General features: G+C 32.5%; 14 protein-coding genes. 3 read left to right on the top strand and 11 right to left on the bottom strand.

Annotation, left to right across the window (positions count from 1 at the left end; all coding sequences use genetic code 11):
• Nucleotides 1-45: 45 nt before the first annotated feature.
• From mgtE to N534_RS0105415, 5 genes are all read right to left on the bottom strand, one after another.
• Nucleotides 46-1395 (bottom strand): magnesium transporter, encoded by a 1350-nt coding sequence (mgtE, locus tag N534_RS0105435; protein WP_028891512.1) that lies wholly within the window; start codon nt 1393-1395, stop codon nt 46-48.
• Nucleotides 1396-1458: 63 nt separating this feature from the next.
• The gene (rsmA, locus tag N534_RS0105430) at nt 1459-2262 is read right to left on the bottom strand and encodes a 16S rRNA (adenine(1518)-N(6)/adenine(1519)-N(6))-dimethyltransferase RsmA (RefSeq protein WP_028891511.1); all 804 of its coding nucleotides are present in this window, start codon (nt 2260-2262) and stop codon (nt 1459-1461) included.
• Nucleotides 2263-2274: 12 nt separating this feature from the next.
• Nucleotides 2275-2463, bottom strand: coding sequence for a hypothetical protein (locus N534_RS14455; RefSeq protein ID WP_038005559.1), 189 nt, complete (start codon nt 2461-2463; stop codon nt 2275-2277).
• 1 nt (nt 2464) lies between these two features.
• Complete coding sequence (locus N534_RS0105420; RefSeq protein ID WP_028891510.1) at nt 2465-2794, bottom strand: DUF4286 family protein; 330 nt, start codon at nt 2792-2794, stop codon at nt 2465-2467.
• Nucleotides 2795-2871: 77 nt separating this feature from the next.
• Nucleotides 2872-4650, bottom strand: coding sequence for a tetratricopeptide repeat protein (locus N534_RS0105415; RefSeq protein WP_028891509.1), 1779 nt, complete (start codon nt 4648-4650; stop codon nt 2872-2874).
• A gap of 121 nt (nt 4651-4771) precedes the next feature.
• Between N534_RS0105415 and N534_RS15425 the strand changes: the two genes are divergently transcribed.
• Nucleotides 4772-4915 carry a hypothetical protein gene (locus N534_RS15425; protein WP_197017697.1) on the top strand — a complete coding sequence of 48 codons (144 nt, stop codon included), beginning with the start codon at nt 4772-4774 and terminating at the stop codon, nt 4913-4915.
• A gap of 92 nt (nt 4916-5007) precedes the next feature.
• Here N534_RS15425 and serS read toward each other — a convergent pair whose 3' ends face one another.
• On the bottom strand, nt 5008-6282 hold the full coding sequence (gene serS / locus N534_RS0105405; protein WP_028891508.1) for a serine--tRNA ligase: 1275 nt from the start codon (nt 6280-6282) through the stop codon (nt 5008-5010).
• A 53-nt stretch (nt 6283-6335) separates the two neighbouring features.
• On the bottom strand, nt 6336-7271 hold the full coding sequence (locus N534_RS0105400) for a bifunctional riboflavin kinase/FAD synthetase (protein WP_028891507.1): 936 nt from the start codon (nt 7269-7271) through the stop codon (nt 6336-6338).
• 193 nt (nt 7272-7464) lie between these two features.
• On the opposite strand from N534_RS0105400, the gene N534_RS0105395 reads away from it, so the two are divergent.
• Complete coding sequence (locus N534_RS0105395; RefSeq protein WP_028891506.1) at nt 7465-10287, top strand: TonB-dependent receptor domain-containing protein; 2823 nt, start codon at nt 7465-7467, stop codon at nt 10285-10287.
• Nucleotides 10288-10298: 11 nt separating this feature from the next.
• Complete coding sequence (locus tag N534_RS0105390; protein WP_038005647.1) at nt 10299-11936, top strand: hypothetical protein; 1638 nt, start codon at nt 10299-10301, stop codon at nt 11934-11936.
• Between the two features lie 31 nt (nt 11937-11967).
• On the opposite strand, the gene N534_RS0105385 is transcribed toward N534_RS0105390, so the two are convergent.
• From N534_RS0105385 to N534_RS0105370, 4 genes are all read right to left on the bottom strand, one after another.
• Entirely contained in the window at nt 11968-12195 is a 228-nt protein-coding gene (locus N534_RS0105385; protein WP_028891504.1) for a hypothetical protein, read from the bottom strand.
• Nucleotides 12196-12289: 94 nt separating this feature from the next.
• Complete coding sequence (locus N534_RS0105380) at nt 12290-13837, bottom strand: glycine--tRNA ligase (protein WP_028891503.1); 1548 nt, start codon at nt 13835-13837, stop codon at nt 12290-12292.
• 107 nt (nt 13838-13944) lie between these two features.
• Nucleotides 13945-14823 (bottom strand): hypothetical protein, encoded by an 879-nt coding sequence (locus N534_RS0105375; protein ID WP_028891502.1) that lies wholly within the window; start codon nt 14821-14823, stop codon nt 13945-13947.
• Between the two features lie 58 nt (nt 14824-14881).
• On the bottom strand, nt 14882-15784 hold the full coding sequence (locus N534_RS0105370; RefSeq protein ID WP_028891501.1) for a hypothetical protein: 903 nt from the start codon (nt 15782-15784) through the stop codon (nt 14882-14884).
• Nucleotides 15785-15808 lie beyond the last annotated feature (24 nt).

Raw genomic sequence — 15808 nt, 5'->3', positions numbered from 1 at the left:
TTGAGGCAAGATTCTGTTAATTAGGTTTTGACTATCGCCATGCGATTAAAAACCAATAATCATTTTGGCTATTGAAAAGTAAATTAGAATTCCAAAAATATCATTACTGGTTGTAATAAAAGGTCCTGTTGCAATAGCAGGATCTATTCCATATTTATCTAAAATTAACGGAATAGAGGTGCCAACCAAACCAGCGACAATAATAACTGAAAATAGAGAAGAAGCAATAGCTAAAGCTACCTGAAAATCTCCTTTAGTTATCCATACAAAAGAAAATAGTAAAACAGCTAGAATTGCACCATTAAGCATTGCTAATGAAATTTCTTTTAATAAACGATTCCAAATAGAACCTTTAATTCCATCGTTAGCTAAACCTTGTACAATAATTGCTGATGATTGTACACCTACATTACCAGCCATCGCCGCAATTAGCGGTGTAAATAAAAAGAGAATAGGACTTTTTTCCATAGCATCTTGAAAAACTCCCATAATACTAGCAGCACTTAGCCCTCCAACCATTCCTAAGAATAACCAAGGTAAACGTGCCTTGGTTAGGGCAAAAATACTATCTTCAGAATCTACGTCTTGGGTAATACCTGCGGCTAATTGGTAATCTTTTTCAGCCTCTTCTTTAATTACATCAACAATATCATCAATAGTAATTCTTCCTACTAAAACACCTAATTCATCAACAACAGGAATTGCTTCAAGGTCATATTTACTCATAATATTAGCAACTTCTTCTGCTTTATCATGAACATGAACAAAATCTACTTTAGGAATATAAACATCTGATATTTTAGCACGGGTAGACGCCATTAAAAGGTCTTTTAAAGACAAACGCCCTTTCAGCTTCCCTTCATCGTCTACTACGTAAATAGAGTGTACTCTGGTTACTTCTTCTGCTTGCAAACGCATTTTTTTAACACAGGTAAGTACATTCCAGTTTTCATTAACCTTTACAAGCTCTTTAGCCATTAATCCACCAGCAGTATCTTCATCGTAACGTAATAATTCAACAATTTCTTTGGCGTGTTCACGGTCTTCAATTTGTTGAATTACCTCTTGTTTACGCTCTTCAGGAAGTTCAGCGATGACATCGGCAGCATCATCGGTATCTAATTCATCAATTTCTTCGGCAATTTCTTTAGCAGAAAGTTGTTCAAGAATGTTTTCACGAACCTCCTCATCAACATCCATTAATACTTCTGAAGTGGTTTCACTGTCTAGTAATCGAATGATATATACAGCATCATCAAAAGACAATTCATCTAATACTTCTGCAATATCTGCATGGTGGAAGTCTGAGAAAAATTGAGAAAGCGATTTATCTTTCTGATTTTGTATGAGATCTTCTACGTGTTCTAGTAAGTCTTTCGTAATGTCTAATGCCATCGTTTACGATTTTAGCCGATAATCGAGAGTTGAATATTCTAAAACTAACTAAAAAACAAGCGTTTAACTGTTGTCTTGTGCTATTTTTTGTGTCAATTCTATGAATTTTTGTACCGATAATTGCTCGGGACGCATCGCAAATATAGGTTCTTCTTTTAAGGTATCCGAAAGATTGAAAGATTTTAAACTAGAACGAAGCATTTTTCTTCGTTGATTAAAGGCAGTTTTTACCACTCTAAAAAACAATTTCTCATCTACAGGAAGCGTATAGTTTTCTTTTCTGATAAGTCTAATAACTCCAGAATCTACCTTTGGCGGTGGATTGAACACAGAAGGAGGAACTGTAAATAAATACTCAGCATCGTAAAAAGCTTGTGTTAATACTGATAATATTCCGTAAGTTTTACTCCCTTCTTTTTCAGCAATTCGTTGAGCAACTTCTTTTTGAAACATTCCTGAAAACTCAGGAACATACTCTCTGTTTTCAATAGCTTTAAAAACAATTTGTGATGAAATATTGTAAGGAAAGTTTCCTATAATAGCTACTTGTTGTTTGTTAAATATTTCTGTAAAGTCCTTTTTTAAGAAATCACCTTCAATGATATTAAATTTTTCTTTTGAGGTGTCTAGTTTAATATGTTCAACAGGAAAGGTGTCTTGTAAATAAACTACAGATTCCGAATCAAGTTCCATTACGGTAACTTTAGGCTTTTTTTCTAATAAATACTTTGTTAAAACCCCCATTCCAGGACCGATTTCTAATACATTTTCGTATCCGTTTTCGGTTAAAGTATCAGCTATTTTTTTTGCAATGTTTTCATCGTTCAAAAAATGCTGTCCTAAATGTTTTTTAGCTCTTACGGTCATTTTTTATTATATCTATTTGGTTGGTGGTTTTATTGTTAACGCTATAAGTGTTAGTCCAAAACCTATCCCACTAATTACTCCACTAATGGTTTCCCAAGGGTTATTGTCATAAGTGTAATATCCCATAACTCCACCTAAAGTTGCTATGAGTATTCCTACTATGATAAGTAGTTTTTTCTTTTGATAGATTTTTTCTTGCATCTTAGTTGCTATTTACTGTAGGATAAAACTCATTCACCACTTTCAGTTCTGTGCGGAATGCTAGCATTTTATCTGCAAACTTTTTTAATCCATCGTTGCGTAATTTGTCTGCACTATATTTATAATAGTTGTCCAAATCTTCACGAGTTCTTGCGGTATATTGAATAGAGTATGTAATTCCTCCCATTTCTTCTTCAACTAGTACTTGCGTCATTTTTGCACTGATAAAATGCCCCGTTGCTAACACTTCTGGGATATGGTTTTCAATCCAAATTAACCATTCGGCGTGGATACTTTCGTCTATATTTACGGTTACGTTGTATATGTACATCTTTTTATAATTTAGTAAGTGATGAATTAATCTATTAAACAAGCTTTACTTGGTTGATAAATAGTGAAATTGTTGCTTTAATTAACATCGTCTCCTCTTAGTTTTCTGAACTTTTTACGAGCTTCTACTAAATAGATGCTCGAAGGGTGGTCAAAAATAATCTTTTGATAGTATTCTTTAGCCTTTTCAGGGTTATTTAATTCGTTGTTGTATAATTCTGCCATGTAGTAATATACATCATCAACATAAATTCCTTTTTTATCTAAGGCTATGATTTTAGCATAATTTAAAATAGCTTCATCAAATAGCTTCTTTTTAATAAATAACTGAGCTTGTTTAAATAAGGCTTCGTCTTCAATAGCTTGTCCTCTATAAGTTGTAATAATTTCACTTAAAACAACAATAGCTTCGTCGTTTTTATTCTGAAAAGCTAACAAATCGGCTTTAGCATATTCTTTCAATCCAGAAGATATACTGTCTTTAGGTTCGTTGTCTGAAATAGTTAAAAACAGGTTTGCTGCATCGTTGGCAATAAGTTGAGATGCTGACCCTTTTAAAACTTTTAGTTGTGCTTTAGCCCATTTAAAGTCGTTTTTAAAGTAAGATGCTTGGGCTACCTTAAAACGAGCTTCTTGCCCAATATTATGATTTTTAAATGATGTTTGTACTTGCGAATAATAAATGAGAGCTTTATTGAATTTACCCATGTACACTAAAACATCTCCTAACTTTAATTTTATAGAAGCTTTTATAAACCTTGAGTTAGAAAAATCTAAAGATTTGTGCAAAATAATTTCAGCTTCCTCAGGGGTGTTTTTGGTAAAGGTTAAATAATCGGCATAAGCTATTTGAGTGAATAATGTTTTTGAATTTATACCGTATTCTTTAAAGATAGCATCAAAACGTTGTTCTATATCTGGTTGATTTGTATCTATAGCTATTCTCAGATTGTTGTTTATTGCAGTAAATTTATCTCTTGGATAATTGGTGTTTTCTATGATAAGATCAAAACATTCTTTCGCAGTTTCGTAGTCTTTATTTTCCAAAGCTAATTTACCAACTTCATTAATTCTATTTAAATTATCAGGATCTCTAGCAAATAATGCTTTGCTTTGAATAAGCGCTTTGCTGTATTGTTTTTGTCTAATAAATAACCAAGAAAGGAGGTCGTTCCATATGTCTTTTGGGTGGCTTATAGATCTTTTTAATAAAGCTTTTTTGAACAGAATATTATTTTGATCCTCGCTATCATCAGTTAAGTATTTGCCAGCATAACGTTTAACATTGTTGAGGTAGCCTTCGTTTTTATCAACCAAATCGATGTATGATTCAAACATTTGTTTAAAATCACCTTTCTCACCATAAATTTGAGCCATCTGAAAACCATAATTAGCTTTCGGATTTATATCCATTATCTTTTGAAAGGTTTCAATAGCCAAATCTAGTTTGCTATAATTTTTAAACATACCAGCAATTAAAGCCCCGTAATTAGCCTTGTTATTAATGGACTGTATTGCTAGTTGATAGTGTTTGTTTGCAGTATCTATTTTTTCTTGACGTTCAAAATTATGACCAAGAACAACATGTAGGTATGCTAAATTTGGTTTTTCTTTTAACTTTTGAAAAAGAAGTTCTTCCGCTACTGTAAATTGTTCAGTTTCTTGGTAGCAAGTAATTAATCTTTCTAAATAGGTAGTATTATAAGGACTTTGGTTATACAACTCTTTATATAACTGAATTGCTTTTTCATATTCATTATTTCTAAAATAATTTTCAGCAATGATAAATTCGTTTTGCTGTGCGTGACAAAACAAACTAAATATCAGTAAATTAAATAGAATAACAGCTCTTTTCATTTATCAAAAATACTGAACATAATTGTTAAAATACTATTAAAAGAGGTGCTTTTTTGAAAAGGATTGTAACATTTTGGCACGAACTTTGTCTTATTAGTAAAACAACTAAACAATGTAAATTATGAAAAACTTTACTACACAATACGAAATAGCAAAGCAGAATGCAAATGAGTTTATGAGAAGAGGTCAAATAACTCAATATTTTGAAGCACTGCTAGAAATGAATAAATACAAGAGATTAATGGTAGCGGTAGTTGCCAACTAAACATATTTTTTTTCAATGGGGATTGATTAATTAAAAATCCCAAGCATCGTAATTGAGGCTTGGGATTTTTTCATTTTTATATTGAAGATTGATTAATCAATCATATCAAAACCACAGTAAGGAACTAACACTTCAGGAATTTTAATTCCGTTTTCAGTTTGATAGTTCTCTAAAATACCAGCAAGTACACGAGGTAAAGCTAAAGAACTTCCATTTAAAGTGTGTACTAATTGACTTTTTCCTTCTTTATTTTTAAAACGTAACTTTAAGCGATTTGCTTGAAAAGTTTCAAAGTTTGAAGCAGAACTAATTTCTAACCAACGCTCTTGAGCGGTTGAATATAATTCGAAATCGAACGTTAAAGCAGAAGTAAATCCTGTATCACCCCCACATAAACGTAAAATACGATATGGTAATTTTAATTCACGTAAAATTTCTTTAATGTGTTCTACCATTCCGTTTAAAGCATTGTATGAATTGTCAGGATGCTCAACACGAACAATTTCTACTTTATCAAATTGGTGTAAACGATTTAATCCGCGAACATGTGCTCCATAACTTCCAGCTTCACGACGAAAACAAGGAGTGTAACCAGTTACTGTAATTGGTAAATCACTTTCTTGTACGATTTCATCTCTAAACATATTTGTTACTGGAACTTCTGCTGTTGGAATTAAGTATAAGTTATCACCAGTTACGTGGTACATTTGTCCTTCTTTATCAGGTAACTGACCCGTACCAAAACCTGAAGCTTCATTTACTAAATGAGGAACTTGTACTTCATTGTAACCTGCAGCCGTATTTTTATCTAAGAAATAGTTTATTAAAGCACGTTGTAAACGAGCCCCTTTCCCTTTATATACAGGAAAACCAGCACCTGTAATTTTTGCACCCAAATCAAAATCGATGATGTCGTATTTCTTAGCTAATTCCCAATGAGGTAATGCGTTTTCTCCTAAATCAGGAATAATTCCTTCTTTAAACACTTCTTCATTGTCCTCTTCATTTTTCCCAGCTTTTACTGAAGCATGCGGAACATTAGGAATTTGGTATAACAATTCGTTTAACTTATCAGCAGCAGAGTTTAATTCTTCTGTTAATTGTTTAGATTGCTCTTTTAATTCACCTGTTTTTGCTTTAAGTTGATTTGCTTCTTCAACTTTACCAGACTTAAAAAGACCTCCAATCTCTTTGGATATTTTGTTCGATTCAGCTAAAACATTATCTAAAGAAACTTGTGTAGCTCTACGCGTTTCATCAGCAGTTAATACTTCTTCAATAATTGTTTCGGCATCAGCAAAATTACGTTTTGCTAATCCGTCTAAAACAGTTTGTTTGTTTTCTCTAATAAACTGAACCTGTAACATTTTTTTATTTTTTAGAAAGGCAAAGATAAAAGATGCGACAGACTTAAGCAATGCTAGAGGCTAATTGTTTTAAGGTAGTTTAAAGAAGTTTCTTTGTCTTTTTTGAGTTGTGATATTAAATCAGGAACAGAATCGAACTTTTGTTCGTCTCTTAAGAAGTATAACAATTCAATAGTTAACTCTTTGTCATATAAGTTTTGATTGAAATCGAAAAAGTGAACTTCAATGGTTTGATACTCGCCATCAACAGTAGGACGATTCCCAATATTCATCATTCCGTAAACAGAATTATTTTCTATGGTAGATTTTACAACATAAACGCCTGTTTTAGGAATCAATTTATAATCTTCAGGAACATCAATATTAGCTGTTGGAAATCCTATTTTTCCACCTAACTGTTTTCCGTTCACTACTTTTCCTGTAAGAGAAAAATTATATCCTAAAAAGTTGTTGGCGGTTTTTAAATGCCCTTCAGAAAGCGCTTTTCTAATTTTAGTTGAGCTTACCGAAACTTCGTCAATATCTTGAGCAGGAATTTCTTCCACTATAAAATCGTATAAATGCGAATATTCGGTTAGTTGTTCAATGTTTCCTTCTCTGTTTTTTCCGAAGTGATGATCGTAACCGATAATTAATTTAGAAATGTTAAGTTGATTCACTAGAACATCTCGAACAAAATCTAAAGCAGTAAGTCTTGAAAACTCTTTACTAAAAGGGTGAATAATTAAATAGTCTAACCCCAATTTTTCAAGATGTTGTGCACGTTCCTCAATCGTATTAATCAATTTGATAGAAACGTCTTTTTGTAACACCATTCTAGGATGTGGAAAAAAGGTAAGTAATACTGATTTTTTTCCACTAGACTTTGCTTCATGCACTAGTTTTTCAATAATCTTTTGATGCCCAATGTGCACGCCATCGAAAGTACCAATGGTAACTATTGTTTTTTGAGTAGGGGTGAAGTCAAAAATAGAATGTGTAATTTCCAAGGTTACGAATAAATTTAGGCAAAAATACAATTTGTATAAGAGGATAAATAATATTTCAAGAATAAAATCTAAAATTCAGATTTAGTAAAAAAAATATCTAATAATTTAATAAAATAGTAAAAAAGAACGCGGTATATTTCGTAAATGAAAAAAAATTGTATTTTGCAAAGCAGTTAACAAATTATTTTACATTATGATGAAAAAACTATTACTTGTTGCATTTGTGCTATTTGGCACGGCAATAATGGTTGCTCAAACTACCATTACAGGTACAGTTAAAGATGTATCTTTAGGTGAACCTATTCCAGGAGCAAACATTAAGGTTTCAAGAAAAGCAGTAGGGACTTCTACTGATTTTGACGGTAAGTTTACAATGACAGTAACAGATAACCCGCCGTTTACTATTGAAATATCTTCTTTAGGGTATCAAACACAAACAGTTGAAATAACTAAAAACAATCAAGTTGTTGAGGTTAGTTTAACCGAAAATGCTACTTCATTAGATGAGGTGGTAGTATCAGCTTCTAGAACTCCAGAACGTGTTATGGAATCACCTGTAACAATTGAGCGTTTTGATATTAGAGAAATTAAAAATACTTCAGCTCCATCTTTTTATGACGGTTTAGAAAACTTAAAAGGAGTTGATATTAATACAAGTAGTTTAACATTTAAATCTGTTAACACTCGTGGTTTTGCTGCATTTGCAAATGAGCGTTTTGTTCAGTTAGTAGATGGTATGGATAACTCTTCTCCTGCATTAAACTTTTCATTAGGAAATTTATTAGGATTGTCTGAATTAGATGTGAAGAGTGTAGAGATTTTACCAGGAGCAGCTTCTGCATTATATGGTGCCAATGCATTTAACGGTATTATGTTAATGCGTAGTAAAAATCCTTTCAACGAGCAAGGAATTAGTGCTGTAGTTAAAAGTGGTTTAACCAGTCAAGAGGCAGCAGGAGATAATAAGTTTTACGATGTTAGTATGCGTATGGCTCATACATTTAATGACTATTTCGCGGCAAAAGCAACCATTTCTTACTTAAAAGGAGAAGAGTGGCACGCAACAGATTATAGAAATACATCAGGAGTTGGTGGTACATACAAAGCAGGTTTTAGAAGAGAGGGAGATGCAGACTCTGCTATTGATTATGACGGTGTAAACGTTTACGGAGATGAAGTAGGAACAAACATAAGAACAGCTTCAGGTTTAGGGATTATTCCAGACGTGAGAGTTACGAGAACAGGTTATAACGAAGTAGACTTGATGAGTAATGAAGCAAAAAGCATGAAGTTTGGAGGAGCATTACATTTCCGTCCTTTAGGAAATGACCGTGTAGAAATTATTTGGAATTCTAAATTCGGTAGAGGAAATACTATTTATCAAGGACAAAACAGATATAACATTGCTAACTTCTTTATGGAGCAACATAAGTTAGAGGTTAGAGGTAAAAACTTCTTTATAAGAGGATATTACACAGGTGAAGATGCAGGAGATTCTTACGATACTCGTTTTACAGCAATCAACTTGAACAGACAATGGAAATCTGATAAAGATTGGTTTGGAGATTATATCCAAACGTATGCAGGTATTATGTTAGCAGGTAACCCACAAGGATTATCTGAAAAACAAATGCATCAAGCAGCAAGAGAAGCAGCAGATACAGGGCGTTATATTCCAGGAACACCAGAGTTTAAAGCAGCTTTCGATAAAGTTACCAATGATCCAGATTTAAGAACAGGTTCTAAATTTAAAGATAACACGCAATTGTACCATGCAGATGGTAACTTAAACTTACGTGATTATATCGATTGGGCAGAAGTACAAGTAGGTGGTTCATACAGGCAGTATAGTTTAAATTCGTATGGAACAATTTATACTGATGATAACGGACCAATTGATTATGATGAGTTTGGTGTGTATACACAAATTCAAAAGAAAATGATGGATGATCGTTTAAAGTTAACTGCATCTGCACGTTATGATAAAGCAATGAATTTTGATGGAAATGTTTCACCTCGTTTATCGTTAGCGTATGCTGCAGGTGAAATGAAAAACCATAACTTCAGAGCATCTTTCCAAACAGGTTTCCGTAATCCAACAACACAAGACCAATATATTGGTTTAGATACAGGAGGAGGAACTTTAATAGGTACAGCCGAAGATAACTTAGATAGATTTACCTCTGCACCAATAGATTTAAGTCCAACAGGAGCAGCAATTTTAGGTTCGCCTACAGCAACATATACAGGTAGAGATGCATATACTAATGCTTTTTCTGCAAAATCAATTGATGAAGGAACATATCAAAAGTCAAATTTTGATTTAGTAAAGCCTGAAAAAGTAACTTCTTTCGAAGTAGGGTATCGTGGAGCAATCTCAACAGGAGAAAATAAATTAGGTATTGATTTAAGTGCTTATTATAACGATTATAATGATTTTATTTCTGTTAAAAACATAGCAGTTCCTTTTTACGGAAAAGTAGGAAGTACAGAGCCAAGTGGTATTCCAGATGTAACTAAAGGAGAATTAGCTTTATTGGCTTTACAAAATGGAGATTATGCAGGTGTAGGTTTTAGAACAAACTCTACTGCAGATATTAGTTCTTACGGTTTAGGTTTAGGTTTAAGTACAAAAGTTAAAGGATTTGACCTAGGATTAAACTATACATGGTCTAAGCTTGATTTTGACCAAGCTTCAGATCCAGATTTTGAAGCAGGGTTTAACACGCCAGAGCATAAAATTAAATTACAATTTGGACACACAAATTTATTTGAAAACTTCGGATTCAATGTTAACTTACGTTGGCAAGATGAATTTTATTGGGAGTCATCTTTTTTAGAAGGAACAATTGAAGACAGAACAGTTCTTGATGCTCAAGTTAACTACTCTATTCCATCAATTAAATCAATATTCAAAGTAGGAGGTTCTAATTTAACAGGACAAGAATACTTAAGTGCTCCAGGAGTAGGAGCTGTTGGTTCTCAATACTACATTTCATGGACTATCAACAACTAAAAAAAGAAACAATGAAAAACACAATAAAATATACTTTTTTATCTGCGTTATTTTTAGGTTTTGCTGCCTGTGATGTAGATAATACCTTACCAGAAATTAAAGCAGAAGCAGAAGTAGAAAATAATATAGCTCTAAGTGCGGGAAGTGTAGATTTTTCTAATTATATCGCAGTGGGAGGTTCTTTTACAGCTGGGTATTCAGACGGAGCTTTGTTCAAGATTGGGCAACAACATTCTTTTCCAAATATTTTAGCAAGCAAATTTGCTATGGTAGGAGGTGGAGATTTTAACCAACCTTTAATGGAAGATAATATTGGAGGAATGATTCATCCCGTAACAGGCGATGTTGTTTTAGATCCAAGATATTATTTTGATACATCAACAGGATTACCAACAGGGCTTGATAAAACACCAACAACTATAGCGGGTTATCCAGCAACAAATGCAGCAAGCTTTAGTAACTATGGAATTCCAGGAGTAAAAAGTTTTCACTTTTTAGCTCCAGGTTATGGTAATCCAGCAGGGTTACAGGCAGAGCCAGCTACAGCGAATCCTTATTTTGTTAGAATGAGTCCTACTCAATCTACTTTATTAGCTGAAATAGCATCTAAACAACCAACTTTTTTCACTTTATCTGAAATGGGAGGGAATGATGTGTTAGATTATGCTGTTGCAGGAGGTGCTGCTGGAGAAATCACTCCGCAACCAGTTTTCGAGCAAGTATTTGGCGCTATTATTAATACTTTAGCACCAACTTCAGATGCTAAAGGAGTAGTAGCAAATTTACCTTATATTACAACATTACCACATTTTACAACTGTGCCTTACGCACCATTAGATCCTTCAAATGAAGACTTTGCAGCCCAGATACCAGTATTAAATAACGTTTTTGGAGCTATTAATGGAGTTTTTGAAGCTATAGGTGTTCCAGAAAGATCAATAGTTTTTGCTACAGACGCTGCGAGTGCTGTTGTGATTAAAGATGAGTCATTAGAAGATAAAACGGCTCAAATTGTCGGGACGTTATTAGCAAGTTCTACTTTCCCTCCTTTTGTGGCAAGTTTCGGTTTGCCTACAGATGCAACTACATTACAAAAAGTGGCAGGTTTATTAGGGGCTTATTATGGGCAAGCAAGACAAGCAACAGAAGCAGATTTATTAGTGTTACCAAGTAGCGCTATAATAGGTGAGGTTAATACTGATTCAGTTGGTTTTTTAATGTCTCAAGGTTTACCACAACAGTTAGCTGGAATGTTTTCTGTAGAAGGTATTTCTCTGCCTCTTGGAGATAAGTGGGTATTAACTCCAGAAGAACAAGCAGAAATTAAAACAGCTACAGACGGGTACAATACAACAATAAAAGCAATGGCGGAAGCAAAAGGATTGGCTTTTGTTGATTTGAAAGCTCTTTTAGAAAAAGCGTCAACTGCTAGCTTAGAGTTTGATAACTATAATATGAATGCCAGTTTAGTTACTGGAGGATTAGTTAGTTTAGATGGAATTCACTTAACAGCTAGAGGATATGCTTTAATGGCTAACCAAATGTTATTAGCTATTGATAAAACATATGGTTCTAATTTTGAAGATGCTAAAGATGGTTTAGCAAAAGCAGTAGATTACCCAACAAACTACTCACCTATGTTACAATAAAAAGAAATTGTATAAATGAAAAAGCTGAGGATTAATCCTCAGCTTTTTTTTTGTTCTTATCAGAATTAATGATGTATTTTTTATACTTACCATCTTTGTATCTATGGTATATAAATATAGGCATTAATACAAAAGACATGTATAAAACGCCTAAGCCCATTACAACTTGACCTTTGGGGTGTTCAGTGTTTAAAAGGTAGGCTCCAACAATTATCCATAGTAAAAAGATTACAAATAATATTTTAAGTAATGTTTTCATCTGTTCTTTTCGTTTGAAATAGTTTTCTAATGCAAAAATAAAAATCCTAAACGGTTAGGCTTAGGATTTTTGTTTGTTTTATAGTTTTAAAAGACTATGCTTCCATTTTTTGTAACCAAGAACGTACATTTACCTCTTGATTAATAATGTTGCTTAATTCTTCTATTTTAACACGTTTTTGCTCCATTGTATCTCTATGACGAATAGTAACAGTATTGTCTTCTAAAGTGTCATGATCAACAGTAATACAGAAAGGAGTTCCTGCAGCATCTTGACGACGATATCTTCTACCTACAGCGTCTTTGTCATCATAAGAAACATTGAAATCCCATTTTAAATCATCTACAATTTTACGAGCTATTTCTGGTAATCCGTCTTTTTTAACTAATGGTAAAATAGCCGCTTTAGTCGGTGCTAAAACAGCAGGTAATTTTAATACTGTTCTAGTAGTACCGTTTTCTAATTCTTCTTCTTGTAAAGAGTTAGAGAAAACAGCTAAGAACATTCTGTCTAAACCGATAGAAGTTTCTACTACATAAGGCACATAACTAGAGTTGTCTTCGTGATCGAAATACTGAAGTTTTTTACCAGAAAATTCTTCATGTGCTTTTAAATCAAAGTCTGTACGCGAGTGAATTCCTTCTAATTCTTTAAATCCGAATGGAAATTTAAACTCAATATCAGCAGCAGCATCGGCATAATGCGCTAATTTTTCATGGTCATGAAAGCGATAGTTGTCAGCACCCATTCCTAATGACAAATGCCATTTTAAACGTGTTTCTTTCCATTTTTCGTACCATTCTTTTTGAGTTCCTGGTTTTACAAAAAACTGCATTTCCATTTGCTCAAATTCACGCATTCTAAATATAAACTGACGTGCAACAATTTCGTTACGGAAGGCTTTACCTGTTTGTGCAATTCCGAAAGGAATTTTCATACGTCCAGTTTTTTGTACGTTTAAGAAATTTACAAAAATTCCTTGAGCCGTTTCAGGACGTAAATATACTTGCATAGCGCTATCTGCAGAAGCTCCTAATTGAGTACCAAACATTAAGTTGAATTGCTTTACTTCTGTCCAGTTTTTAGAACCAGTTAACGGATCAGCAATTTCTAACTCTTCAATTAAGGCTTTTACATCAGCTAAATCTTCATTTTCTAATGATTTAGCTAATCGGCTAAGAATAGTGTCAATTTTTTCTTGATAACCTAAAACTCTTCCGTTTGTTGATATAAACTCTTCTTTATTGAAAGCATCACCAAAACGTTTTGCAGCCTTGGCTACTTCTTTATCAATTTTAGCTTCAATTTTAGCACAGTAATCTTCTACTAAAACATCAGCTCTATATCGTTTTTTTGAGTCTTTATTGTCAATTAATGGATCGTTAAAAGCATCGACGTGACCAGAAGCTTTCCAAGTAGTTGGATGCATTAATATTGAAGCATCAATACCTACAATATTTTCATGCATTTGCACCATTGCTTTCCACCAATAGTTTCGAATATTTTTCTTTAACTCTACTCCGTTTTGAGCATAATCATATACCGCACTTAATCCGTCATAAATTTCAGATGATTGGAATACATAACCATATTCTTTAGCGTGCGATAAAACTTTTTTAAATTGATCTTCTTGTTTTGCCATATTGCAAAAATAGAATAAGGATTTGAACTTAGGGTATTGAAAAAGAAAAAAGTGAAGAATTTAGTTAACTCTTCACTTTTGTTGAAATATTGTAAGTAATTATTGTTTTATTTAAGCTTGATTTTAGTGTTTCCAGAGTATACTCCGTCTACAAATGCACTTATAACGTAAGTACCTTTTTTAATATCGTCACGATTAACCAATACTAAAGAAACTAAGCTTAAGCGATTGTTATCGTAATTTACTTCGAGTGAATCGGTGTATTGAATTTTAACACCAGTTTTTAAACTAAATTTTCCTTTCGGAGCAATTACATTTTTGTTTTCATCAGTAATTTGAATGTATACTCTTTTTTCTCCAGCAGAAGTGATAGGGTTTTCTAATAAATCAAAATTTATACGAAAGGCATCAGTTCTATTAGATCTAGAGGTTGAGGTAAGTTTTCCGCTACTACGTTCTTTCATTGCAACTGCTTTAACAGGACTTGTTTTAATAATACCTCCAATAGCTACTTTAGCTTCTAGTTCTTTATTTTTTTCTGCTAAATTTTCATTTACACTATCTTTTTGTTGTAAAATTTCATTAGCAATAACATTTTCTTGAGTTAAGGCTTCGTTAGCACTGTTTAAAGAATCTATTTGAATAAATAACTTTTTGTTTTCGCGCTCTAGGGTTGCAATTCTTCTTCGGTATTTTCGGATTAAATTGAAATTGTCAGATTTTAAATCTTTAATAGAGTCTCTTAAACTTTTCATTTTTGTTAGCTCTATTTCTAATCTATCAGCCAAACGTTTTTTACCTACAACAACATCTGTGTAATCTTTAATCATTTCGTCAAGATCTTGCTGTAAATCGGCTTTTTCTTCTAAGAAAATGTTGTTAAGTGTTTTGTTTTCGCTTGATTTTTGTTGAGCATAAAAAATTAGGAAAAGAGTTAGGATAGCTAATATAATAATTAGCGTATTCTTCATTTTTTGATGAGTCATGATTTTAGGGGAATTGAATTTATATTATGTATTTTCTATCTATTTTGGGGTTTATTTTTTATTTTAAAGCTAATGAATTGTTGCCTACATTAATATTATTTACAAAGGTATTAATGTGGTATACACCAGCATTAATTTTGTTATTTATATTTACAAATGATACTATTGATATTTGGCTATTGTTATAATCGGTTATAAAAACATCACTACATTGTATCTTTTTATTGTTGTGTGAACATGGTTCTTTTATAGGAGCAACAACATTATTGTTATTATCAGTAATTTGAATATGCACTTCTTTAGGTCCTGGTGATGCTACTTTATTTTCTAACAAATCGAACTCTATTTTAAAAGCATTTACTTTTTCTGATCTTGTTGTAGAAGTATATTTTCCATTTTTCCGCTTTTTAAGAGCTTCAGCTTTAATTGTAGATATTTCTATAACTTCAGCAATGGCGACTTTTTCTTTTAAAACTTGACGTTCTTTGTTTAGCTGATTATTTATACTAAATAGTTTTGTGTTTTGGTGTTCTTTAAAAAGTAATGCTTGATTAACACTATCATTTTTTGAAAGCAACTCATCGTTTATGCTACTGAGGTAGTTTATTTTTTCAAAAAGCTTATGGTTTTCTTCTATAAGAATTTTTGTTCTTTTTCTATAGTATCGTATAAATCTGTAATCTGCTTCTTTTAAGTTTTTAACAGAATCTCTTAGTTGAACAACTTTTTCTAATTCGTCTTTTAACCTTAAAGAATATTCATTTTTCTTATAACTAGCTTGCTTGTAGTCTTCTATAATAGTAGTAAGTTCTTGCTCTAATTCTTCTTTATCTAATTCGAAAACGGCTTTTAATTCAGAATAATCTCTAGCGTTTTGATAGGAAAGAACTCCTATAACAACCACTAATAGAATCAAAAAGGCAGCAAAGCCATTGTTTTTTATTTTTGAAGGGATCATCATTTTTAGTGGGGATGATGCATAATT

The sequence above is a fragment of the Tenacibaculum sp. 47A_GOM-205m genome, assembly GCF_000518405.1.
In the GTDB taxonomy this organism is placed as follows: domain Bacteria; phylum Bacteroidota; class Bacteroidia; order Flavobacteriales; family Flavobacteriaceae; genus Polaribacter; species Polaribacter lutimaris.
Note: the sequence above shows the minus strand (reverse complement) of the source record. Positions and strands in the feature narration are given on the sequence as shown.